Source organism: Spiroplasma clarkii (genome assembly GCF_002795265.1).
GTDB classification, from domain to species: domain Bacteria; phylum Bacillota_I; class Bacilli_A; order Mycoplasmatales; family Mycoplasmataceae; genus Spiroplasma_A; species Spiroplasma_A clarkii.
The window spans coordinates 1046047-1070681 of record NZ_CP024870.1; the positions used below are offsets into that span (position 1 = coordinate 1046047).

A 24635-nucleotide genomic window follows, 5' to 3' on the forward strand; every position below is an offset into this window, starting at 1 on the left:
CTTTTTTTCTATTAGCTTTTATTTTGTTTATTTAATTTAGCCTCAGCCTTGGCTTGCTTTGCGGCAGCCAGTTCTGTTGCTAGTTCTTCATCTTTTTTAATTCATTTTTTCAACAATAATCTTTTGATTGGCATAGACTTACCAGGTTCAGTGGTTGTCATTTGGGCAATCAAGATAAAGAATAGTGCTACTACAAATAATAACCCCATTCCCACAGCTGATGGAACTGATGAAAGAATTGCTAAGATAATAGCTCACATTGTGGTTCAGTCAAATAATCCATTATAACCAATTTGAAAAATTTGTCCAGTGCTTCCACCAGTTTGAACTACTAAGACTGCTCCAAAAACAATGATAAATCCTGCTATAAAGGGAATTGTTAGACAAGCTTTTCAACCCCCACTAGCATTAGCATATAACCCTAAGGCAGCTCCATCAAAGAACATTGGAATAAATCCAACCATAATAATTACTCTAAAAACGTTAATATTGGCAACTTGACCTAGTAAAACTACTAACCCAATTCCCAAGAAATTGCCAATGGCTCCAGCTAAGAAACCAAAAGTTACTGCTTTTTCTCCATATGAAAAAGATCCAGCAATGTCAATCCCGACACTTGCTCCAGGAATTAGTTTGCCACTAATTCCAATAAATGATTTTTGCAATTCTGCCACGAACATTCTTGCTCCAAACATCAAGACTTGCAAGGCTGCTACAACTATGAAAACTAAACCAAATAATTGTAAAATTCAGTGTTTGTCCCCAAATAAATTGTAACCACCAATTCCGGTTAATAATTCTGGTCAACTACCTTGAATTCTAACAGTGATAAATAACACTCCAAAGAAAACTAGTAGTAGAATTGCAGATGTAAAGATGTTATCATGGAAAATTCTAAATCCTTTTTTTAAATTTAGTTTTTCAGCTGATTTAACTTCTTTACCTTTTAAAGCAAACATTCTACCAGCATGATAAGCAGCTCACACCCCTAACATTTGTTGATGACCGATTGTAAAACCAGCATTATTGGAAACTTTTTGAGTTGGTGCATAAGCTAGGTTTGAAAAAACCCCTCAATACAAACCAATTAAAATTCCACTTGCTAAAATAATTAATAATTGTTTAGTTGATTCATTTGCAATATCTTTGAAAACAAAGAAATACATAATAGCTACCACAACACTAGATTGTTGAAACATAATGTGACCTGTCACATTAATGCTTCTCACGTTTGTGATTTTTTTCAAAGCAACCAGTAAGATGTTAAAGGCTAATCCAATTAACACTGTATAACTAATAATTGAAACTGCAGTACCTAAAGCTTCATTAATTTCACTTCAACTTGTATAAGTGTCTAATAAAACTACATTAGTTCCCATTAATTTTCCAAATAAAACCATTAATGGACGAGAGACACCAGTTAGGAATGAACTCCCAATTTGTAAAATTAAATAACCACAAATTCCTTTAAACATACCAGCCACTGCATCAAATCAGGCTTTACCTTGTAATAAGTAACCTAATAAAACAATGATTCCGATTAAAATTGAAGGTACTGCTAAAACGTTATTTACTAAAACTTGATAAAAAACAGTGTTTAGAATATCTCCTCGTTTGATTGCTAAACAAACAATAATGAAAGTTAATAAAATTACTAGCAAACTTACTCAAATAGTAATTTTAACTCATTTGGGTGTTTGTTTTTTTAAACGATTTTTCACACCAGCTTCTGGGTGATCTAAATCATTGCGTTTTTTTTCTGTGTTTGCCACAAAAATCACACTCCCTTAATTTCTTTTTGAATTATCAAAGGCAAGTGCCACTTGTGGGTTATTAACCAAGATATCATCAATAGCACTTTGACTTACTCCAATTTCTTTTAATAACGGTACAAAATGTGTTAACATATAAGCTATTCCATAGCTGATATGTCCTTTTGTTGCTGAATAAGCAGTTTGATAATAAAACCTTCCAGCATCCATTGCTAATAATATTTGTTTTTGATAACCTTTATCAATTAAATACTTAATATTTTCTGCTAATAAACTGTCTGGGTAGTACTTAGCACGATCAGGTCCATCAAAAGCAATAAAGACTCCTTGTTGACAAACTTTTTCATAATAGTATTTATCTGGGTTTTTATTTAAGTGAGATAAAATAATTTTATCTGGTTTCACTCCTAAACTTAACAATTCCTGACACACTTCCAAAGCCATTGTTCCAAGCTGAGTGTGAATCAAAATTGGTACTCCTGTTTTTAAGTTAGTTTTTGCAGCAATTCGTAAACTTTTTTGTTCTAATGGGTCAATAGTAGCATAACCAGTTCCAACTTTAATGATTCCTGCCTTAGCAGCAACTCTTTCAACCACTGGTCCATTATATGAATGGATATCCATACCTTCTTCAATTTCTGCCACCATCATTGCTACAATTTTGTCTTCACCAACAGTTTTTAATCATGAACAGTACTTGTCATAAAACTTAGCTTTATGAAAACCTGTTGACATAATTAGATGTGCTTTGCCTTTAAAATTCTTGGCAATTTCTAACATCCTAGGTACATCTCTACCAACATTGGGTGGGTCCATTGTCACCATTGTTTTTCCTCCAGCATCAAGATAACTTTGCAACTCTTTTTGAGCTGCTGCTGTATCTATCATCAAAAAGTCAACGTGTTCTTCCATTTCTGGTCCACCATTTTTAATGAGATGGTCATGGCAGTCAACAACTCCCATGTCTTTTGGGTCTATATCTCCCAAAATTGTTCTTACAAATTTTTTTTGATTAGTCATAATCAATCCTCCTTCACTAAAATCTTATCACCTGTAAAAAAAGTCTAGTTTTAAAAGAATGGTTATTATTATGACCAAAAAATTAATAAAAAATGATTAATCGTTAAGAACTACTACAATTTGAGGTTCTCCTTTAAGATACTGATTGGCAATTTGGTCTAGATGTTTAAAATCTGCTTTGTTTAGCAGATAAAATTGTGGAGAAATTACACAATAGCTTTCTATGCTTTTATATTTATTCAAAACTTTATGGATTCATAAATTTAAATTGATGGTTTTTAAATTGGAAATTAAAACCACATCTTTTGGTTGAAACTTAATAATTGGAACTGGAAACTTGGTGATTCCTGTTAAAAAAACACTAGCTAATAAATAAAAATTATATAAATTGGTTTTAAAGTCTAAACCCTCATTTTTACTAAAGTAACTTTGTAAATCTTTAATATATTTTTTTAACTCAGGACAATTTTTAAAATTTTTAATTTTTTCATATAGCCAGTTGCCATCAAAAAGATTTTTAAATGGGATTAACTCAAAGTAACAACAGGTTTTTACAAAGTTCACTAAATTTAATTTATGATTGACATCATAGCCAAGTTTTTCAAAATGAGTTCTTAATTTTTGAAAATAATTTGTGTAAGTTTTACTTGCCAAATCATCAGCTTTAATTTCTGCAGAAATGTTTGAAGAAATAATTTGGGCAATGTAGATTTTTTCAAAATGTCCAATATCATGAGTGTTTGGCAAATAGTTTAACTTAACCTTGTCAACCAAAGTTGAAGCAAGTTCATATCACTGGGTTTTACTAAAGATGTCTTTTTGTGATCGATAATATAAAAAATCACTTTCTGGTAGTTCAAAATTGAACTTTCTGGTAAACAAAATTAAAATCATCAAACTTAAAGTTTGTTCATCAAAATTTGTAAAGTTGATTCCTTGATACATTTCACAAACTAATTTTAAAATTTGGTGATAAAACTCTTCACTAGTAATTTTGTTTTTTGACAAAATATTATAATCATCAAAATTTAAAGTATTAATTAAAAAATATAAAATACTTTTGTCATGATCTATTTCAGTTATTTCAATAATAGTATTGATCAAAAGTTTGTGTAAATTAAAAGTATTGCCTGTAATGGCATAACCTTGTTTGTTGATGTAAAACTCAATTTGTAAATGCTTGATATATTCATCTTTTTTTAAAGCTTCAATATCATTAAAAATTGAATTAACTGATACTTCTAAAATTTTGGTGATGTTTTTTAAGGTTAATTGTTTGTTAAATAATAATAAAACAATCAAAACCAGTTTCCGCTCATTTGAGTTTAAAAAAATAGCACTATCTTTTTTAACAATATTCTCATAAAAACTTCTTACTTTATCCACTTGAAAATTTTCTCTTTGTTTTAAAGAAATTGGGTTTAAATTATTTTTACATAAAAGATTGTTAATGTGTTCTAAGTGATAATTAAAATTTGAGCGACTGAAATTTAACTTTTGACAAAGATAATTTATCTCCCACTTGTTTTTTGATTGCAATAAGTAGTTTAAAAGTTTTCTGTCTTTTGCATCTAATAACATAAGTCACCTCACAAGTTATTAAGTATAATTAATTTATAAAGGTAGTTTGTCTCAGTTTTACTTTGAGATCTTGAGTTTTTTTAAAAATTAAGCAAATCAGTAAGCAATTACTAATAATTTTTACCTATCCTTAATTATTATACATAAAAATTCCACTAAAAAACCAATACCCAGAAATATTTTAAGAATTTAGGTATTGGTGGTCATTCTAAAAAACATCCATGAAAAATCCTGATAAATTCAAGATAAAATAAAGATGTTTCTTGACAAATTTATGGGTTCACAAGGGGAAATGTCCATTTCAATAACTTGTATGCCTTGTTTTGCAAATAAAAAACCCACCATCTGACGGGTTTTAATTATTTTAAACACTAGCTGTTAAATTTGATTTTCTTCAGTCAATTACTCCATCATTACTTGCTCCATACATAGCTCTCAAGTGATTTTCTTGTGCAGCATCTGCAAAAACGTATTTAACTATGTCATCTTTTGCATCAGCTTCATACAAACCTAAAACAGTTGTTGAGGTTGCAGTAACACTATATTCAAAGTTTTTATCCTCTGATGAACGATAAACTCCAGTTAAGGCAAAAACTTCAATTGGTGTTTGTGCTCTAGCGATACTAAATCATTCTTTCACTTCTTCAACATCTTCTTCTACAAATCCTGCAATTTTTGTAATCAATTGTTCATAATACTGACTATCTTCACGTGGGTGAGGTTTGTAAATAATCTTTTTATTAGGGTTTGCTTCATGAGTTGCTTTAACATTTTCTGCCTCAACATTTAGAAGTGTAACATGATTGTCTTTAATTAAGTTTCCTGTGTGGATAATGTAGTCCCCAGCACTAAGAGTAACATTATCTATTCCATAAATTTCTTTAAATAATTTTTGATTCTCTTCAGTTAATCGAGAAAATGCACTTGCTAAACCTGTACTTACTTGATTTCAAGTGTAAGGTTGTTCTAATGAATCAACATAAATTCTAGCAGAAGCAGCTCAAGCATTAGCAAATTTTTCTTGCTTGACATTTTTTAAAGTAAGAGTTGGTAAAATTTTATCTAAATCAAAATAATATTTACTATCAATTGTTGGTGTTTTACCAGCAATTAGATCACTTCATACTTGAGTTAGATATGTTTTGTAATCTTCTGGAATACTGCTTAATCAGACTTGACTACGTCTTTCAAAATCTAATTGTGCAGTTCCATCAGTTGTAATGGTAATTGTGTTTATTTTTGGCATATATGGTAACAATTGTTCTACAATTGAAACATCTCTATCTGCAGCATCAAATAATTGAAAGTCTTCAAGATAAAGATCAACTTTTTTGTCACCAACTGCTGTAAAAATTCCTTGTAAGTCTTCATCAACAATGTAAGTGGAATTATTGTTTGTGATTTGAAAATGAAATTTAGAAGCATATTTTCTAGTTAGTTTATGATAAGCAATTGAATCTTCTCCATTGGCATCACCTGGAGCAATGTTTTGTGATAATGAATAGTAAACTTCGCCACCATCTTGTAAGGTATTGGCAATACTTAACAGTGATTGCACTCCACCAAAGGCTGCATTTCTTTTCAAAAAGTAAACTGAAACATTACCTGAATCTTTTTTATGTTCTGCATCCTTTTTAATACCATCAATTATTGTAGCTTCATCAACAAGTTCTGTTCTTGAAGATTGATATGTTGAACTTGTTGGATATTTTTTCTCACTTGGAGTATATTCAACAACTTCTTCTTTTGGTTGATTACAGGCAACCACAGCAACTGAACTAGTGGCAGTTATAGTTAAACTTGATAAAATAGTTAATAGTTTTTTCATATATATTATTCCCTGATCTGATGTATCAAGAGAATTATACGAATTAATTTACTGAAAAACAATACAATTCTCAATAAATGTAAACTTTAAGTTGTTTTTGCTAACATTCTTAATAAAAGAAAAAATTGCAGCCTTTACACCACCTAAAAGTTATTAAGATCAATAATTTTATGTTTTTTTAACATTATTTTATCCCTTAGCGATCACTCTACATGTTCTAAATTTTCAAGGATATTTGCACCAATAAATTTTTTAATAAAGATGATTCAAAATTCTGGTTTTCTTTCTTTTTCAATGTAATCAATAATAATTAATTCAGTTTGAATTGCCACAAAATCTGCAAAAGTAAATGACCTATTCTTAAAAATACTTTTCATAGTTGCTTTTTTACCCTTTTCTAATTTGAAACCAATTAAAGGTAACAGCTCTAAAAATTCATCAATATAAAGTGGGTGGGTTTCCAATTGGATATTAGACCTTCTCACAACAGCCTCATCAATTAGTGATAAATGATTAGTTGCTGCAAAGAGTATCACATTTTCAGGTAGTTCATCAATAAACTTCAAAAAAGTTGCTACAATTCTTGAGTGTTCACCTAGATCTGAATTCAGACGCTTATTTATTATCGAATCTAATTCATCAATAAAAATGATTGTCTTTTCTTGAGTTTTTGCTAGCTCTCTGGATAGTTTTAATAAATTGAGTTGAGTTTGCCCCATTTTATATGACACTAGTTCAGTCAAATTAACTTCTTTTGCATATTTAATTGATGGATTGTCTGAAATGATTTTATTAATTAAGGTTGCTTTACCAGTTCCTGTCTCACCATAACAAATTATTTTTGCACCATTAATTTTTTTTAAAATTTCATTATTTTGAATTATTAAATTAATTTTTCTTATTTCATCAGAATAAAATTTGCTTACCAAAACAAATTTTTCAATTGTTTCATTTGCTAAATTATTTGTAGTTTCAACATCATATCTCTTTGTAGCATTTGCCACTTGCATTTTTTTGATAAAATCATCAGGCAAAAAATCTGGTTCATAGTAATCTGATTGCTTGTATGTATTGTATATTTTTACTAAACTTGAAAAATCTTCATTTGATAATGATTTTACAAAGTTTATTAGTTTGTTAAGTAGTATAGAATTTTGCATAAACTTGCCTCCAAGGTAATTTTAACTTAAATGCTTAAAATTCATAGCAATCTGCAAATGTTTTTATCTAACTGCTGAAATCTGTTATTTAGACATTAAAAAAGTTTCTCTTCAGAAAAACAAAATTTGCATCTCCATAAAATTAAATTGAATTAAAATATCTTACTAAAAATTTATAATAAAGTGTTAAAATAAATGTATGTAGGTATAAAAAAGTTTAATAAATTAATATATGAGTGTGATTTTCTAAATTAATAATATAAAATAGAGTTTGAGGGGGAAAAAATGACATATATAATTGAAATACCATATGCATCCAAAGCATATTTAGAAAGCAAAGCTAGTAAAGATGTCTATTCAGGTAAAGCATACATCTTTATAAATAGTGAGACAGGTAAATCATTTCATCAATTTGCTTTATTAAACGAAGGTTTCACTTACAGAATGACAGATAATTTAATGAGAAATACATCTTATTGAAATAGTAAAAAGGTAGTTAAGTGCCGTGAACTATTTTTAGATAATTTAAATGATAACCAAATTATCAGAGTTAATTTTACAGGAGATGTAGTAGCATTAAATGAGTACATTGTTGGTCACTTTGATACAGTCTTATCAACAGACTGTTTAGTTAAGGGAAGTAATCCTAATGGATCAATTTCTAAACAAGAGAATTCACCAATTGTTATTTTTGATGAAGAAAATAGCACTGGTTTAAACTACCACTGGTTTGTTAACTTTTTCAATGCAATCTATGAAAAAAACAGCAAATTGAAAAAAGAAGAAATTGTAAAGTTGTTCCAAAATGCAGAAAGTTTCATTTCACTGCAAGATTACTTTGGATTGTTCCCGAGAAACTACGATGTCTTTATGAAAATCTATAACAAGAAAATTTTTTCTGTACGAAAAACAAATTACAAAAAGAAAATTAAAAATGACCTTGAATAAGGCATTAAGTGAAGATCTTTTTAAAAATATTATACAAAACATCAACCACAATTGAGTTGCCAGCCAGGCTTCTGATCTTCTCAGTGGTGATTTCTTGTTTGAGCATTTTAGCATAATCACGTTTATCAAAGCCCATTAAGAGAAGGTTTTCTTTTGCTCCTAAATTTAGGACTCTAAATTTACCTCTTTTAATGGTTAAAATTCTTTGTCGGGAATTTTCTCCTGAAAAAGTAATTGTGGCAATGTTGTGGCAATCTAAACCTGTGACAATATTTGCTTGATTAAACGTTGGATAAACATTTAAATTCTTGTATTTTACTTTAAGTGGTTCAGTAATCTTTTCTCTATCGATTTGTGCTTTAATGGCAGCAACATAAAGTTCATGACGATTTGTTGGAGTCATTGCTTTTAAATCAATATATTTTGCAAATGGAGCAGATTTAATATTAAGATCATTAAAATTAAGGTTAAAACTTGGATCATTCAACTTAGAAATTAAAAAGTACCTTTTACGGGACTGAGGAATACCAAAATCTGCAGCATCTAAAATAAATTCAAGATTAGTATATCCTAAATTGTTCAAACTAGATTTAAAAAATTCTAAGCTTTCTTTGTGTTTTTTATGGGTAATGGCAGAGACATTTTCCATCAATAAATATTGGGGAAGATTTTTTTGTTCATGTAATTCAGACAAAATCCGTTCAATATGTCACAAAAGACTTGAACGTGTATTCGAATCAACAGCCATTCCCTTTCCTTTACCAGCAATTGAGAGATCTTGACAAGGAAAAGAATAAGTCAATAAATCAATGTTATTATCAGCAAAACTTGTCCCAGAAACAGTGGTAATATCTACTAAATTTTTATTAACTTTAATTGAGGCATAAACCCTTCTCTGCCTCTCTTCTGAGAGACTACCAATTGCTCTTAATGGTTCTTTGGAATTTTGAGAAATATTCAACCTTTTTAACTCAAGGGTTATTTTTTTAATATCTTCATTATAATATTTTAAGTATTCAGGTGATTTTAAGTTGTTATGAATTGCAGCATAACCAATAATTGCATCAACAAACCATTCGCATGTATGGGTAATTTCATAATCAAACTTAGGAAAATCTTTTTTTAATCGTTCCAATGCCTTTGCCTGAGATCCAATTCCAGCAAATGTTTCCACAATTTTTTTCTTCATGACAACCTCCCGAAATAATCGAAATAACCCCTTAATTATACTTGAATTACACCCTAAAATTCAAATATATTTACTATTATCTGTACCTATTGTTATAGTCTACAAAAAAATAATTCATCTAAATAATGAAATGTTAAAAAATTTGAGTATTAATAGTGCTCAAAAAATACATAAATTAATTTGAAAATGTAAGTGATCATTTAGACAAGTGAATCTTTTTGTATGAATATTATTATACATATAAAAATTAAAATCTGTAAATAATTTTAAAATCATAACAATAAACTACATTTTTAATGTATAAAGTATAAAAAAAGCAGTTACCTGCTTAATTGCTATTTCAATTGTTGTTGATTTTTTCAGCTAAAACAATAGCTTCGCCACCAAAAATAACTTGGACATTGTTTTGCTTCACAATAACCCCAGATGCTCCTAGTTGTTTCAACTTCTCTTTGTCAACTAAAGTTCCATCAAGTAAAACTACTCGCAGTCTAGTGGCACAACTAGTGACTGATTTAAGGTTCTCATAACCTCCTAAGGCTGTTAAAACCTCAATTGTTCTTGGTTCTAAGCCTGTTGGTTCAGTTTTGTTGACAGTTTGTTTATAAGTTTTTTTAGTCATTAAAACAACATCATTGCCATTTCTTCCTGGAGTTGCTAGGTTTTTCTTCTTAATTACAGAATAAAATATTAAGAAAATTAAACCACCTTCAAGTGGTGCAAACAGAAAGGCTCAGTAAAATCTGGTTCCCTTCATTACAGGTAATGCACCATATACCATTAAGTCAATAAACCCTCTAGCAAAGCCAACTCCAACATGGGCTCCAACTAATTGCATTAACATATAACTTACCCCACTTAAAGGCACATAAACTGCATAGTACAGTACTGGTGCTACAAATAAGAAGGTAAACTCTAATGGTTCAGTAATTCCTGTTAAAAATGCTACAAAAACTGCACTACCAATAACTGAAGCAGTTATTTTTCTCTTATCTTTATCTGCTGCTAAAATTAAAGCAGCTCCAATTCCAACACATAATCCTAAATATGTTGGGTAATCTTGTGTAAAACGCCCAGCATAAATATTAAAGTTTTGGTGAAATCATTCAAAAATTGGGATGCCATTAATTTGATTTAAAGGAATTGAATTGATGAAATTTCAAAGATTTTGATCTCCTTCAATAATAATTGCTCCTTTTGAGAAGTTTAAAAAAGCTTCAAGTAAAGTTAAATGTACCATTGGAGCTACATTTTTAAGATTTAACAATTGTTCTAATTTTAAACTTCCTCCAAATGGAGTTTGATAAGCCACTGCAACTACAATTTGGTGCAGTCCAAAGGGCATTAAAGCTCTTGTAATGATTCCATAAATGAAACCATCCACCCCAACTGGTGCTAACATTGCTTTTGCTCCTAGTCAATAAATTCCTAACCCAATTCAAGGTCAAAAAATTAAAAACCCAAGTGCTGTTGCGAATGCTAGGGGAATGATTAAGAATGGTAAAAACCTAATTCCTGAAAAGAAACTAATTAGATTTGGCAACTGTATATATTTGAACTTGTTATAAATTCAAGCCACTAAAAACCCAATTAAGATCCCTCCAAACAATGAAGTTTGTAATGATTTTATTCCTAAATTTTGCCCAACAAGTGATGCTAAACCTGGTTGATTATGAAATCAAAGAATGTTTAAAAAACCACCATTGGGAGCAGAATGAATAAAGACAGTTTGTGAAGAGGTAAAAACCAAATACCCAATTATTCCCATCAGTGCTGCACTTCCTGATTCTCCAGTGAAAGTAATTAATACTGCCACACAAAATAAAATTGGTAAATTTGAAAAAATAATGCTGCTCATTCCATTGAATACTCCAGCACTAATTTCTCCAGCAAGTGAATGAACATTGCTGCCAATTGCTCCCCCAATTCCCAATAATAATCCAGCAAAAGGTAAAATACTGATTGGTAGCATTAAACCCCTACCAAATTTTTGTAGAAATTCCATCATTGTACTTTTAAAATTTGTACTTTCTTTGTGTTTTTTCATTATGCATCTTCCTTTTTCTCTGCAAAGATTTTTTCCAATCAGTGTTTAACAATAAGTTGAGGTCGGGTTATTGCACCCCCAACAACAATAGCATGAACTCCAAGTTGTAAAATTTCTTTGGCAGTTTGAGGATCTCAAATTCCTCCCTCAACAATTAAAGGAATTTTTATAACTTTTTGAGCTGCTTTAATAAATTCATAATCTTTTTCAATGTTATTTTGATTAATTGTGGCATTTGTGTAACCTCTTAAAGTGGTACTAACAAAGTCAAAACCTAGTTCTTGGGCATTTTGCATTTCTAAAATAGTACTACAATCTGCCATTAATAACTGTTTGGGAAATTCTGCTTTAATTTTGCCAAACAATTGACCTAAAGTTTGACCTCCAGCTCTAATTCTTAAAGTGGCATCCAAAGCAATTATGTCAACATTTAAGGCAACTAGATTGCGCACTTCTGCTATTGTTGGGGTAATGTACACTTCTGAATCAAGATAATGTTGTTTAATTAAACCAATTATTGGGACATTAATTAGTTTTTTAACTTCTTTAATGTGCTCTGCTTGACTTAATCGTAAAACCTGAGCACCTCCCACTTGACAAGCATAAGCCATTTTAGCAATAACCAAGCTGTCATTTAAAGGTTCATCATCAACTGCTTGACATGAAACAATTAATTTATTTTTTAGTTTGTTAATCATATTACTCCTTTCTTTTATATAATAAGCAAAGAATATTATTTATGAGATTTAAAATTGATTGTGTAAACAATTTCCAAAGATGTATAATCATACTGGTGATAGTGAAAATGTATATCGTAAAATATGTCGAAAGAATTAACAAATTAACAAGTTCAGAAAGTTACTTGGTGGATTTTATCAATAACAATCCCCATTTTTTTGTAACTAATAAAATTAGTGACATTTCCAAACAGGCTAATGTTTCTAATTCAACCATAACTCGGTTGTATAAAAAATTAGACTTCAAAAGTCTAAAAGCATTTCAAATTATGATTGCAAAAAAAATAACAAATTTAGAACCAAGTTTGATTCAAACCAATGATTTATCTATCAGTGCAGTGATGAACAATCTTCGAGTTTACCACACCTACTCAATCTATGAAACTTTGAGTGATGTGCAACAAATCGTTATTTCTCAGTTAGTTGACAAAATTTGTCAAACCAAAAAAATTCAATTGTTTGGTTTGGGATCAAGTTGAACTGCTTGCAATGAATTAGGGATGAATCTTGAAAAAATTGGCTTTGATGTTATGACAAATCATGACTTTCATATGCAATTGCTGAATTTAACCAAATTAACAACTGATGATTTAATGATTGTAGTTTCTAAAACAATGACTGCAAAAGAAATTAATTTTTTAGTTGAGAAATGTTTAGAATTTAAAATACCACTTTGTGTTTTAACCTCAAACAAACAATACCATTACAAAACAAAAATTAATTTCTTTATTAGTTTTGCAGTTTTTGAACAAGAGAAAAGAATTACAGCAATTAGTTCAAAAATCTCTCAGCTTGTTTTAGCTGATTTAATTTTTACTGCAGTTTATCATAATTTGCATGGTTCAAACTCGTCTCTAATTGAAAGAGGCAACAACATCATTGATGAATGAAACAAAAAATAGCTTTTGTCCTGAGATAAAAACCTCACCTGTCTAGCATCTAATAATAAAGAAATTTATTTTGATACTATACTTAGTGAGGTTTTTTGAATATTTATTTAGATTTATCTACTTATTGATTTGTGTTATTTTTTTTAGATTTTTTATGATACTTTAGTATATAAATTCACTTTTTATCATTAATTTTACTGTTGTCTTTTCAAATAAAGGTTAGTACCAAAATCACAATAACTTGAATTAGTGAAAGTAAAGAACTACTTAACACCATATAATCTTTTAATATAATTGCTTGAATACTCCATAAAATGAAAAACAAAACAGTAATTAATAAACTAATTATGGAAATACCCCTCACATTATGAGTTCTAGCAACTTTAATTAATTGTGGAACATATCTTACAAATGTAAATATCGATGCAAAAATCCCAATTAGAGTTCAGATCATTTGTTAAAGTTTACCTTGCTGCAATTTCTTTCTCACTCAACTCATTTAAAAACAAGTATTTATCTGCAATTAAAAGATATTTTTTGTAAGCAATTGTATAATAAATTTTTAATCCTATCAGCAAAATATTTAAGATAAATATTGAAATATTATTAACTGACAGGGGCAAATTTTTAAAATGGATCCCATAAATAGTTCATAGAATTGATGAGAAGAATATGCAACCAAGCATAAATAGACTTAAACTAAGGGCATCTTTCTTTTTAAATGTTAAATAAATTTGAGGTATTAAGAAAATGGCACTCATTGATGTTGCACATCAACCAATAATGTTTGCTCACACTTTAATCTTCATCTCACAAAGTTTCACCAAGTGTCTCAATAACATTTTTAAACCAAGCAAATGATTTTTTCTTATATCTTTTTCTTGTTCCATTTCCAAAGTCATCTTGATCTACATAAATCAAACCATATCTTTTTGTCATTTCACTTGTACCATGAGAAATTACATCAATGGGTGTCCAAAGTGTGTACCCCAAACATTCAACCCCATCCTCATTTATGGCAAGTAGAAGCTGTTGAAGGTGTTTTTTTAAATATTCAATTCGATAATCATCTTGGATTATTTCACTTGAGTTTTTCATTTCTTCAACAAAGCCTAATCCATTTTCAGCAATAAAGACTGGTTTTTGATATCTATCATAAATTTGGTTCATCATTACTCTCAAACCAACTGGGTCAATTTGTCAGCCTCATTGATTTGAATCTAGATAAGGGTTTTTACCAAATTTGATCAAGTTACCTTCAACCAACTCTTGCTCATCAACTGAGTACACTCCAGACATATAATAACTAAAGCCTGAAAAATCAGAGGTATTATTTTTTATAATTTCAAGTTCTTCAGTTGTAATATCTAACTTAATATTTTTTCTTTCTCAATATTTTTTAATGTAATTTGGATAATAGCCACCAACTGCCACATCAAAATAAAAGTACTTTCTTCTCTGTTCTTGATGCAAATTTAATAAAACATTTTCTGGCTTGCAGTCAAATGGATAAGTCATCATTCCTGCGATCATACACCCAATCTTAAAATCCTGATTAATTGATTTACCAATTTTATTTGCTAGTGCATTTGCCACAAACAAATTGTGCATTGCTTGATAGGATTTTGTTTCAATGTTTTCTTCATCATCTTTCAGACCAGCTCCTGCTCAAACTGAGTAGATGGCTGCATTGATTTCATTAAATGGCATTCAGTATTTAACTAAGTTTTTGTATCTTTTAAAGACAACTTCTGCAAAGTTTGTGAAAAAATTAATTAACTCTTTACTTTTTCAGCCCCCATATTTTTCTACTAAATGATATGGAGTTTCATAATGTGAAAGGGTAACCAATGGTTCAATGCCTTGCTCTTTACATTCTTTAAAAACTTTATCATAAAATTCCAATCCAGCTTCATTTGGTTTAGTTTCATCTCCATTGGGGAAAATTCTTGGTCAAGAAATTGATGTTCTAAAAATTTTCATTTTCATTTCTCCAAACATGTTAATATCTTGTTTTCAATTGTTATAAAAATCAATGCCATGTCTTTTTGGAAACACTAAATCCTTTGGTGGATTTAGGGCCTCTGCTAGTTTTGCTTTTGTCATTGCTCTTTCAGTGTTTATATCTTTACGATTTAAATTTGGGTTGTATCTTCTTAGATCAGCAATTGAGAGACCTTTTCCATCTTGATCTCAACCACCTTCAAATTGGTGGGCAGCAACTGCTCCACCAAGCAAAAATTCTTTTGTAAATTTATATTTTTTCATTTCTATTTTCTCCTTTGACATTATTTTATAATTGATTTATTAATTAAAATTCATAGCCTTAGGTCTGTAAAATTTTACTTTCAACTTTTGATTGCCACTCATTTTAGTGATAGTTCATACAGTTCAACACAGTGAAAGACTCCAATTAGTTTAAACATTTGTCTTTTATAACGATCTGAAGTTGTAATTCATTGAATGTAAGCGATTAAGTATAAAAAGCTTTTATTTAAGTGGTATTCTAAAAAGAAGTTGTAAAGTATTTCAAAATACACCGAGACTCGTTTAAAATAATATTCTTCTTCAGCATAATTAAAACCATCCATGCATAAAAATAATTTTCTCCTGATTTCTCTAATATATTTTTTTGTTTTCTCATCAGTATACCATTTTTTTCTTCAACTATACATTTCATATAAAACATTATCGACATGATAATTATGTGAAAATAGTCAGTAAAGATCTCTATCAGCAAAGTTTGTGTCCTGGTATGATTGAGCATAACTATTTTTAAACAGCACCAACCCTTTTTCACAAGACTCAACATAATGTTCAAACATATTTTTTGTAGCTTGTTCAGTTAAGTTATTGTCATACAATATTTTAATCTGTTTTGTTGAAAAACAAATTTCTTGTAACATTTTTATTTCAAATAGTTTTTTAAGCTGTAAATCATTCAAACATAATTTACCTTCACCATTATAAATATCATCTCCAAGTAATCCTGAACTTTGATAAACTTTAATTTGTTTAAGCGATGTTCTAGTAATTCTTGAAATGTCTTTTGTAAAGTACATTATTACACTCCTTTCAAATGTAAAAAATATTTAATGAAATTGTATCACTAAATATTTATTTGCTACTTTTTATTTAATTTAAATTCAATTGGTAATGCTTCAACCATTTGATAACTAATTGGGAATGAATTTATGACATTAAAATAATTATTAACTAAAGGTTTGAAAATCTTTGAGTTAGTTCTATCATTTAGTTTTTCAAGAATACTTTCAACATCCTTTAAATAATTTGCTTGTAAAGCATTAAATCAATTTTCTAATTCTTTCATTTCTTGATTTATGTTATTTAACTCAGCATTCAATTGTAAGTATTTTTTTTTAAAATCAACTTGGTGATAAAGGTTGTTATATTTAACAACATTTGCTTGTCGACCTTTAACATAGTTTTTATTAGCAAATGTTGCAAACTTCTCTTTGATTTTATCTTCATTGCTTTGAACTTTTGTAATCAAAATCTGAATTTTTACTTTTTTATTAAACAAGGTGTCTAGCTTTTTAATTTTTTTGCTATTTTCACCACTAACGCAGTCAGTCAATTTATTTAAATCTAAAGTTAGAGTTTCAAGATCTTGATTTTTTGAAAAATTAAATTTTTTTACTAAAACTTTGTAAACTAAGTTATTTAGTTTTTTTGTTCCTTTTAGTTCAGCAACTCTTTCTTTATAAAAAAGAATCACTAATCCCAATGGTACTAAGATGGCCACCAACATTGAAGCAACATATCCTAAAACATTTTTTACTAACATTGCTGACGTTAAAGTTGAGTCATCAGTTGGAAACATTCCAGTAAAAAATAAAACCCCTTGACCTGCTCCTGAATAAGCATTAACTCCAATAATTCCAGCAACTAATCCAGCACAAGCAGCACCAAGACATCCAAAGAAAAATGGTCTTACTTTTGGAAGATTAACCCCATAAATAATTGGTTCAGTGATTCCAAAGACAGCTGCTGGTAATGCTCCATATGCTGCAGCTCTAATATTTGAGTTTTTTGTTCTAACAACAACCCCAACTCCAGATCCAATTTGACCAAAAACAGCTAATGATACAGCCATCATTAAATTAAAACTTTGTCCACTATATCAACCAGCAGCTCCTATTAGTGAAGTGACTGTTGTATGTAAGCCAGTTAAAACTAACATTTGTCTTAACCCTGAATAAACTGCAGTGCCAATTCCTAAAGGTGCAGTTTCTAGGTATTTAACCCCATTTCCAACCATAGCTTCAAAGAAACCTAAAATTGGTCCCACAATCATGAAAACAATTAAAGTTGTAAAGAGAACTGAAAGTGCTGGACGAAAGATAATGTCAACACTTTTAGGCATTCACTTTTGGACTCATTTATCAAAGTAAAAGTAGATAAAAGCTGCACCAACTTGAGGCACCACTGATGAAGTATAACCTCTAATTCCAACTTTTACATTTAAAACTGTAAAGTAGATAAAGGCAAATTGACCACTAAATAAAGCTGGTGCTACTAAAGTTAAAGCAACTAACCCACCAACATAGGTACTACCCCCCAAGTATCTAACTGTTGAGTAGCCAAAAAAGAACCCAATCATTAGTAATCCAACATCTGAAATTAAATACATAATGACAGAAAAGAGATCATAAGCTCCAAGATTTGCTGCTAGTGTTCCTGAGGGGATGGTTTGGATTGCTCCAGATATTTGCAACACAGAAACAAGTGCTTTTAGTAATCCTGCACCCATCAAGATTGGTAAAATTGGAGTAACTATTCCTCCCAAAGCAGCCAATATTTTAGCTGAAAATGTTGTACTTTTATTGACCCTGATATTTAATTGTTGATTGTTAAGATCATCTAAGTATTTTTCAAGTGCTTCTCTAACTTTGTAAACTTCTCCTCCAATAATGATTTGTAGTTCCTCACCATTTCAATTTATCCCTTTGACAATTGAAATTTTTTTAATTTTATCAATAGCAACTGCATTTTTATCTTTGATTATTATTCTCAATCTTGTCATACAGTTATAAAATTTTTTATAATTTGCTTTTCCACCAACAAAATTGTTAATTTCCATAGCAACTGTTTCATATTTACCTGTGAAATTTACTGGCATGACTGTTTTATTAGAAGTTTTGTCTTCAACTTCAAAATTCACTTCACAGATTAAATCACCTTGTTTAACTTTTCCAGTTTTAATCCAAGTTATTTTTAAACCAGGTTGACTTTGAAACACAACTGGAGTTTCAGTTTTTATTTTTTGATTTGAAATGTTTGTTAAATCAACTTCAACTAAAACACCGTTTTGGTCAACATGACTTCCTTCAGTTGCAACAACTTGAAAAGGCTTCCCAGCCAGTTTAACTGTATCAATACCAATATGCATTAATATGTTTATTCCTTCAGAACTTATGTAAAATGCATGTTTTGTATTAAATATTTGGGTTAATTTACCCTTAACTGGTGAGTAAAACTTATTAGACTCAGGTTTTATAAAAAAACCATCACCCAGTAAACCATCTGCAAATGTTTGATCTTCAATATTTTGAATTTTATCAACATAACCATCACATGGTGCATAAACATTAATTTTTTTGCTCATATTTTTTTATTCCTTTCAACCTGATTATATTTTTAAAAGAACTAGTTTTTTTCCATACCATTGGACAGTAAAAAGTCTAAAATAATTGAATTTTTAAAAAATAATTGTTGAAATGTTTTACAAAATAAAAACAACCCTAACTTAGGGTTGTTTTGCTTACTATTACTTATTTTCTAATTCCTAGTTTTTCAATAATAGTTTTGTATCTTTGAACATCTTTTTTCAAAATAAAGTTCAATAAGTGTCTTCTTTGAGCTACTTTTTTTAACAAACTTCTTCTTGAAGTGATATCTTTTTTGTGAACACTTAAATGCTCAGTTAAATTTGCAATATCTGCTGTTAGTAAGGCTACTTGAACCTCAGCATTACCAGTATCTTGAGGATTTGCCCCAAAATCTTTAATAATTTGTTCTTTTTGTGTTTTTGAAACCATTTTTAGTTTGCTCCCTTTTTCTAATTTTTGATTGAAAAGCGTCTATTCAAAGCATAAATTTAAAGGGTTTGAATCTATGCAACGAGTAAACATCAATACAATAAAAATTATACTCTGGTCCTAGCACAATGTCAAGAATAACATATTTAATCTTCAAGTCAGACCAATCTCAAAAAATTAACCTTTTTGCATAAGAGTCTGATTGGCAATTTCTGAAGCAAGTGAAGCATCAGAATAGTGAAGTATATATGAAATGTCTAAAAAATTTAATTTTAAATTAAAAGCAATTTTGCCAACTTCACCAGAAGATGATTCATGTACTAGTTGGTTAAAATTTTTCTCTCCTGAAATTGTATAATTACTAATTGATTTATCAAATTGGACCACATTATTTGTATCTACCCCTCAAATAAGTAGGTTAAAAACACCCTGATATCCACTTGTTAATAACTGCTGACGCTTATCTGATAATTCATCAATTTGTAAAGAAAGTATATTATTAAGATTATTGTGTTGTTCAACATTATTAAGTTGTCAATCTGATTTTAAATAATTTCAAATGTCTTTGCCGGTTTTCCCAGCTCCTGATGCAACCATAAAAACTCGTGGATTACCAAGTTCAGCATTTTGTATTGTATTACCATATTCTCTAGTTACTCAAACATCTTGAAATGCTTTTATTCCTGCATCAGTGTTGAAAAAAATCGCCTCTCCAAGATATGTTTGGTTAATTTCTTTATCCACATCTACTTTATCTGTTGATGTTGCAAGGATTCATTCCATATTAACTGTATTTAAATTAACTGAATACCCATCTTGAATTTCTAAACTGACATCTTGTAATGAAACTTTACCATTTGCAAAGTTTTCTCTTTGAATCATTTCATCTAAATCATCATTAGCAAAATGTTCTTGCAATTGTTCTTGGTAGGTTTTAATTCCATTCCTAATACCTGTGTCTGAGTCTCAATTAAGCAAATCAAAAATAGCCCTATCAATTAAAATTTGGTCGTCTGGACTACTATGGAAATGGGTTGTTCCGATATTTCTCTGAATTCTTTTAAAAAGAGAACTGTGTAATCCAGCAGCACCTGGTTTATCTCCATTTGAAGTAGCAGCATTCTCATAATTTCTAGTATCTTTATTAGGAGTAATTTTACCAAGGAGTGTATCATCTAAAATATCTGCCTTATCCAAAACTAGTTTTGCATCTTTTAATCCTTCTTGTTCATGAGTAAGGTTTTCATTTAATAGATTTTGAAATTTTTGACTTCGATAATATGCTCTAAGTTTTCCTTCTCTTATAAAATCATTGTAAATTTCAAACATTTTGTAGCGCTCCATCATGTCATAATCCAAGGTTGCATAATCTCATCAGCTTAATTCATTCTTTAACAAGTGTATTTCTTCAAATTGTTTGTATAAACTTTCAAACTCAAGTTTTAAGCCTTCATCTTCAAATAAAGTTAAAGTTAAATTTGATCTAATTTTTTTAGGTATCAATTCTCCTTTAAAACCAACATATGTATATGACACCTCAATTACTGTTTTGATATCTGCCATAAAAAAATCTTTCCCATCTGTATCTCTGGACAATTTTGTATAATTTATGGCAATTTGGTCTCTATCAAAATCAACATTGGAATCAATGGTTCCATTATTTGTCAAAATACTATATTTATTTGAACCAATTATCAATTGATCAATTGCATCTTTTAAATCATTTTTTTGTAATGGACCTGCAATTTTAGCAACAATTTTATCAATGTCATCTTGAGTTAATGTTTCAAGAGGTTCAATTGGTTTTTCATTGTTATCGACATTTTTATGACTTTCAAGAGACTCAACTGAAAAAAAACCTACCTCCTCTGTTTGAAAACTAAAATCACTTGCTCGCTTTGAAAAATGGTCTGAAATAATTTTACTAATTTCTGCAATAAATTCTGCAATTAATTGACTTAAAATTGAAGTGTTTACATCATTCACTTCATTTTTTGGTGCACATGCTAAAATGTTTGCTGATAAATTAGCAATAAGACTTGTGGCACCAAAAAAAGCTAATAATTTTTTCATTTTAGACATCCCCTTTACTTTTAATAGCAATAAAACAATATTTTTGATTAACTGCTTATATTATACATAAAATCTACGTTGGTTTTTGTAGATTTTATTATTTTACTACTACTTCTAGAAAAAATTGAATATTTTTAAAAAAAATAGATTATCACTAAGATAAACTAGGTAGTAAATTTGCAAACAAAATAGTAATAAAAAAATAGGCATGCCTATTTTTTATCCAAGTTAGTTGGATTTTTTGGTTTTTTTGGTGGTTCTTCATTTTTTAGTTTTTTTAACTTATGTAATTTAGGTCTTTTTGGGGTATATTCTGTGCCATTTGCAAGAATTAGTTTACCCTCTAAAATTGTTGCTGGAATTGGTTGATCATTTTCATCAAGAACTTGAACAACTCTATGGTTCAAGGCTTTGTGAATTGATTCCATATTAATTGTTTGTTTAACAATGTTTTTAATTGGCACTCCTTCTCTAATGAAAAATAAGAAAACTCAATTTATTGCTAATAAATTAGGAATTGCTAAAACAATATTTTTTGCAACTGGATTATACTTAAAGATTTTAATGTTTTTTTCTTTAGCATAAGTTTTGAATTTTTCAAAGTCAAAGTCTTCATGTAAAAAAATCTTGTATTTATCATATAAATCAAGTTCTTCTTGTGTACCAGAAAACAATAATAAACCGCTTTCAACAATAATGTAACTGTCAATAATGTCATTTACTTCATCAATGTTATGCACTGTTAAAATTATTGTTTTACCTTGATTTTTACATTTAACTAATAAGTTTTTTACTTTTTCTCTTCATATTGAGTCTAAGTTAGCTCCAGGTTCATCTAAAACAATAATTTTTGGATCATTAATGAAACAAATTATAAAGTTAATTCGGTTTTTCATTCCTCAAGAATAATTTTTTAAAAGTTTATCTTTATTTTCATAAAGATCAAAAAACTTTAATCAGTAATCTACTTTTTCTTTAATATTTTCTTTAGCAATACCCATAGTTAAACAAATATCATATAAAAAATTATAAGCAGAAATATTGTATAAGTTAAAATCAATTTGAGTATAATAACCAAAATCACTATTAGGAATGTAATAATTTCGAGAACTACGATCAACTCCATTAATGTAAATATGACCTTTAAAAGTTCGCACAATTCCCATTAGGGAATTTAAGATAACTGTTTTTCCACTTCCACTTGAACCTAATATTGCAGTTACTTGTCCCTTTTTAATTGAAAATGACAAAGGACCAATGGCATTACTTCTAAATTTTTTGATGAATTTATCAAAAACAATTATTTTACTAGGGGCATCCATAATAGTATAGTTTCTTTTAAGATTTCTTACCTTTTTTGGTAAATCAACATTTTTGTTCATCAGGATTCTCCCCTCTTTCTTGTAAATTGTTTTTTAAAAAAATTTAGTGCTTAGTTAAAGTCTGCTTTGTTAAATTTATAAATTGACACTCCAAAGGTAAAACAAAGAATAATTGCTTGCAGTCCCACATATCATAAGGGATTGAAATAATTATTATAGGTTTGTTTATCAATAAATTGCTGTCCAGCAGCAGTAGTGTTTAATTTTAATGTGTAGGTTTTATAAGGTAAAAATAAATTAGTTTGTTCAGTTAAATTAATTGCATCAGTTGAACGCAAGTTAAACCAAATGTCATCATAACTAAACCCTGAATAGTAAGTGTAATTTAATAAGAAGTTTGCTAGTAAGTTGAAATGAAAACTTGTGGCAAACAAGTTTCCCCAGAAATATAACTTTCTCAAGTAGCTCCTGAAGTTATTATCGGGTTATTTGTTGCACTAATGTAGTTTGAAGTATGTCTGTATAAAAATGATTCAAACATTCGAGCAAACAATGCCACTAGACTCACAAAACCTCCATCAGCAATTTCTTTTTCTAAGAGTGGTTCAACACCAGTAAAAGTAATTCCTGGAGAGGACAGTGCTGGGTTAAATCTTGAAGCAACTCAAGTGTTAAAGAAATTATCATCAATAGGCTTAATTCCTTCTTCTGGATACAACAAGTCTAAATTACTAAAATTTGATTCAGTCCGATCTATAAATAAGAGTTGATTGTAAAATCCTGGCATTTTATTTTTAAATAACTCAAAGTAATCATTTGAATCACTATCAATTGAATAACCTCAAGCAGTTAACAAGTCTGTTGAATATTGATAAAATTCTTGGATTAAAGGGTTTTCATCTTTTCTTGCTTTTAATTCAGCCATGGTTATAAAGGCTGAATTGAATTTAATATTAACTGCAATGTTATCCCCAATTTTTCAATCACCATATGATTGGGGTTGGGTAATTGAAGCCACTGTTGTATCAAAGTTTAAAGTAACTGGGGTATTTTTTAAAATCCCAGTTTCAACTCACATGTCTCTTCTTTTGTCAACTTGATAAGGAAAAGTATCGGTTTTAAATTCATTGGTGACAAAAAAGTCGCTTACAAATTTTGTTATATTGGGGTACTTAATTTTTTTAGAACCAATTAGTTCTTGTAAATCAAAGGCCGTGTAAACATCTGTCAATAGCATGGCCCCCTCACTACCTTCAAATTGTAAAACTTTTGCTTCTTCTTTAATTTTTAAAAATTGATAAGGTAAACTTGCAATAAATCCAAATGAAGACAATAAAGTTACAAAAACAATTGTCACATTAAACCCAGTTAGAATAATCATAAAGATTACAAAAGACTGTAAAAATATGGCAGATAAAATTTGGTAAACAAAATATGTGGTAGTAACTCTAAAAATTACTTGATCAAAATTTAGCTTAATTGCCAAGATTACTATGTTAATAATAAGATAGTTAATGGTAAACAAAAGGATATTTTCAATAAAAATTGTTATAAAAGTTGCTGTGAACAATTTTGTTCGCTTAACTCTTTGGATTACTAAAATATTTATTGTTTTGTCATCTTTTTTCATTTGAAAGTAAAATCCACATTCTAATAAAATTGCAATAATTAAAATTACAAAAGTATTTATTAGAATAAAATAATTGTAAATCTGAATAAATAAAGCATTTGCAGTGGTAAAACCTAAAACCAAGGTTAAAACAAGGTTTAAAACATTGACAAAATTGCCACAATAAAGAAGGACTTATGTCTTAAAACTGATTTAAATTGGTATTTAAATAGAATGAAAAATGAGACATCCTTTACTTTTCTAACTTTTGACACATTTTGCTCTTTTTGTTGAAAATGCTGATTTGCTACTTTTTCCATGCTTTTACTCCATTCATAATTTTAAACTTTACTCAAAAAACATATCCTTTTTAAACCAGAATATGTTTTGAATCTAT

The 24635-nt window shown here is 29.1% G+C and carries 21 protein-coding genes; 2 read left to right on the top strand and 19 right to left on the bottom strand.

Translation table 4 applies throughout. The features are described 5' to 3' along the window. Nucleotides 1-11: 11 nt before the first annotated feature. The 5 genes from SCLAR_RS04720 to SCLAR_RS04740 form a co-directional block, all read right to left on the bottom strand. Nucleotides 12-1772 (bottom strand): PTS ascorbate transporter subunit IIC, encoded by a 1761-nt coding sequence (locus tag SCLAR_RS04720; RefSeq protein WP_100254782.1) that lies wholly within the window; start codon nucleotides 1770-1772, stop codon nucleotides 12-14. A 15-nt stretch (nucleotides 1773-1787) separates the two neighbouring features. Next, nucleotides 1788-2792: a phospho-furanose lactonase gene (locus SCLAR_RS04725; protein ID WP_100254783.1), complete on the bottom strand. Its 1005-nt coding sequence runs from the start codon at nucleotides 2790-2792 to the stop codon at nucleotides 1788-1790. A 96-nt stretch (nucleotides 2793-2888) separates the two neighbouring features. Continuing rightward, entirely contained in the window at nucleotides 2889-4373 is a 1485-nt protein-coding gene (locus SCLAR_RS04730; RefSeq protein ID WP_100254784.1) for a BglG family transcription antiterminator, read from the bottom strand. Between the two features lie 364 nt (nucleotides 4374-4737). Beyond that, nucleotides 4738-6201 carry a lipoprotein gene (locus SCLAR_RS04735; RefSeq protein WP_100254785.1) on the bottom strand — a complete coding sequence of 488 codons (1464 nt, stop codon included), beginning with the start codon at nucleotides 6199-6201 and terminating at the stop codon, nucleotides 4738-4740. A gap of 143 nt (nucleotides 6202-6344) precedes the next feature. Continuing rightward, entirely contained in the window at nucleotides 6345-7361 is a 1017-nt protein-coding gene (locus SCLAR_RS04740) for an AAA family ATPase (protein ID WP_100254786.1), read from the bottom strand. Between the two features lie 285 nt (nucleotides 7362-7646). Between SCLAR_RS04740 and SCLAR_RS04745 the strand changes: the two genes are divergently transcribed. Continuing rightward, nucleotides 7647-8309, top strand: coding sequence for an MAG4270 family putative restriction endonuclease (locus tag SCLAR_RS04745; protein ID WP_100254787.1), 663 nt, complete (start codon nucleotides 7647-7649; stop codon nucleotides 8307-8309). 4 nt (nucleotides 8310-8313) lie between these two features. Here the strand turns inward: SCLAR_RS04745 and dcm are convergent, their stop codons facing one another. The 3 genes from dcm to SCLAR_RS04760 form a co-directional block, all read right to left on the bottom strand. Then, the gene (gene dcm, locus SCLAR_RS04750) at nucleotides 8314-9498 is read right to left on the bottom strand and encodes a DNA (cytosine-5-)-methyltransferase (protein ID WP_100254788.1); all 1185 of its coding nucleotides are present in this window, start codon (nucleotides 9496-9498) and stop codon (nucleotides 8314-8316) included. A gap of 328 nt (nucleotides 9499-9826) precedes the next feature. Continuing rightward, nucleotides 9827-11545: a PTS transporter subunit EIIC gene (locus tag SCLAR_RS04755; protein WP_100254789.1), complete on the bottom strand. Its 1719-nt coding sequence runs from the start codon at nucleotides 11543-11545 to the stop codon at nucleotides 9827-9829. Further along, nucleotides 11545-12243 carry an N-acetylmannosamine-6-phosphate 2-epimerase gene (locus SCLAR_RS04760; RefSeq protein ID WP_100254790.1) on the bottom strand — a complete coding sequence of 233 codons (699 nt, stop codon included), beginning with the start codon at nucleotides 12241-12243 and terminating at the stop codon, nucleotides 11545-11547. The genes SCLAR_RS04755 and SCLAR_RS04760 overlap by 1 nt, the downstream gene beginning before the upstream one ends. A 107-nt stretch (nucleotides 12244-12350) precedes the next feature. On the opposite strand from SCLAR_RS04760, the gene SCLAR_RS04765 reads away from it, so the two are divergent. Beyond that, on the top strand, nucleotides 12351-13184 hold the full coding sequence (locus SCLAR_RS04765) for a MurR/RpiR family transcriptional regulator (protein WP_157795156.1): 834 nt from the start codon (nucleotides 12351-12353) through the stop codon (nucleotides 13182-13184). Between the two features lie 109 nt (nucleotides 13185-13293). On the opposite strand, the gene SCLAR_RS07360 is transcribed toward SCLAR_RS04765, so the two are convergent. From SCLAR_RS07360 to SCLAR_RS07085, 11 genes are all read right to left on the bottom strand, one after another. After that, the gene (locus SCLAR_RS07360; RefSeq protein WP_100254792.1) at nucleotides 13294-13626 is read right to left on the bottom strand and encodes a PQ-loop domain-containing transporter; all 333 of its coding nucleotides are present in this window, start codon (nucleotides 13624-13626) and stop codon (nucleotides 13294-13296) included. Between the two features lie 10 nt (nucleotides 13627-13636). Beyond that, complete coding sequence (locus tag SCLAR_RS04775; RefSeq protein WP_157795157.1) at nucleotides 13637-13981, bottom strand: SemiSWEET family sugar transporter; 345 nt, start codon at nucleotides 13979-13981, stop codon at nucleotides 13637-13639. Beyond that, nucleotides 13971-15440 (bottom strand): glycoside hydrolase family 1 protein, encoded by a 1470-nt coding sequence (locus SCLAR_RS04780; protein WP_100254794.1) that lies wholly within the window; start codon nucleotides 15438-15440, stop codon nucleotides 13971-13973. Before SCLAR_RS04780 ends, SCLAR_RS04775 begins: the two co-directional genes overlap by 11 nt. Nucleotides 15441-15514: 74 nt before the next feature. Next, nucleotides 15515-16234, bottom strand: a complete 720-nt coding sequence (locus SCLAR_RS04785; RefSeq protein ID WP_100254795.1) for a hypothetical protein — start codon at nucleotides 16232-16234, stop codon at nucleotides 15515-15517. A 62-nt stretch (nucleotides 16235-16296) separates the two neighbouring features. Beyond that, nucleotides 16297-18801 (bottom strand): PTS sugar transporter subunit IIABC, encoded by a 2505-nt coding sequence (locus SCLAR_RS04790; protein WP_100254796.1) that lies wholly within the window; start codon nucleotides 18799-18801, stop codon nucleotides 16297-16299. A gap of 166 nt (nucleotides 18802-18967) precedes the next feature. After that, nucleotides 18968-19234: a 30S ribosomal protein S15 gene (gene rpsO, locus SCLAR_RS04795; RefSeq protein ID WP_100254797.1), complete on the bottom strand. Its 267-nt coding sequence runs from the start codon at nucleotides 19232-19234 to the stop codon at nucleotides 18968-18970. Between the two features lie 177 nt (nucleotides 19235-19411). Then, on the bottom strand, nucleotides 19412-21307 hold the full coding sequence (locus SCLAR_RS04800; RefSeq protein ID WP_100254798.1) for a hypothetical protein: 1896 nt from the start codon (nucleotides 21305-21307) through the stop codon (nucleotides 19412-19414). A 212-nt stretch (nucleotides 21308-21519) separates the two neighbouring features. Beyond that, entirely contained in the window at nucleotides 21520-22689 is a 1170-nt protein-coding gene (locus tag SCLAR_RS04805; RefSeq protein ID WP_100254799.1) for an ATP-binding cassette domain-containing protein, read from the bottom strand. A 50-nt stretch (nucleotides 22690-22739) separates the two neighbouring features. Beyond that, nucleotides 22740-23090, bottom strand: a complete 351-nt coding sequence (locus tag SCLAR_RS04810; protein WP_146638041.1) for a hypothetical protein — start codon at nucleotides 23088-23090, stop codon at nucleotides 22740-22742. Beyond that, nucleotides 23030-24259, bottom strand: a complete 1230-nt coding sequence (locus SCLAR_RS04815) for a hypothetical protein (protein ID WP_157795158.1) — start codon at nucleotides 24257-24259, stop codon at nucleotides 23030-23032. Before SCLAR_RS04815 ends, SCLAR_RS04810 begins: the two co-directional genes overlap by 61 nt. A 137-nt stretch (nucleotides 24260-24396) precedes the next feature. Beyond that, nucleotides 24397-24558, bottom strand: coding sequence for a hypothetical protein (locus tag SCLAR_RS07085; protein ID WP_157795159.1), 162 nt, complete (start codon nucleotides 24556-24558; stop codon nucleotides 24397-24399). Between the last annotated feature and the right edge of the window lie 77 nt (nucleotides 24559-24635).